Below are 628 nucleotides of genomic sequence, written 5' to 3' on the forward strand. Positions count from 1 at the left end.
GTACTCTAACTGCCGGAGTGTATAACGCATTATGACAGCCTAACTCATTCGACGCGGAACGTATAACCGGAATATCGTTATGACTGGACCGAATACAAAAAAATTTCACTCCCGAATATCTTTGAGCGGCCGAGCTAGAGCATATCCGATCAATCTAGCTGTTTAGTCCCGTGGTTTGATGGGTTAGATTGATGATGAATTTTTCTGGGTCTGAAGTCCAGATTTTGCAGACGTACTCGTAAGGTGTGAGGCCACTCAGCGTCTTGAGCCTTCGCCGAACGTGTCAGATGAGGAATGCTGGCCTACAGGGCATAAAGGCAGTCATCCAGCGGCAGTAAAGTATGTCGGCGAAAAGCGACTGCCATGGCTTCTTCGGTTTCTATCAGGCTCGTTGAGCGAGGCTCTTTAGGGCCAGTTTTTTGATCTTCGACAGTCTGTCGCTTGCGCCATTTTACAACTGTTTTCTGGTTGATCCCGAACTCCTCGCTCAGCGCTGCGATCGCTGTATTGCTGCTCGCACAGCGTGCGCGGTCGTGGCGCTCCCATGACGTCTCTATCCCATAAGGCGGCGGGACAGATCCGTCATGGCAGCGCCACGACCACGCACGCCGTGCGAGCAGCCCTACAG

At 52.2% G+C, this 628-nt stretch carries 1 pseudogene; it reads right to left on the reverse strand.

Annotated elements, in window-relative coordinates:
* Positions 1-305 precede the first annotated feature (305 nt).
* Positions 306-508 (reverse strand): annotated as a pseudogene (locus tag KP705_RS16090) (IS481 family transposase); the annotation flags it as partial.
* Between the last annotated feature and the right edge of the window lie 120 nt (positions 509-628).

The sequence above is a fragment of the Gluconobacter sp. P1D12_c genome (assembly GCF_018812105.1).
In the GTDB taxonomy this organism is placed as follows: domain Bacteria; phylum Pseudomonadota; class Alphaproteobacteria; order Acetobacterales; family Acetobacteraceae; genus Gluconobacter; species Gluconobacter oxydans_A.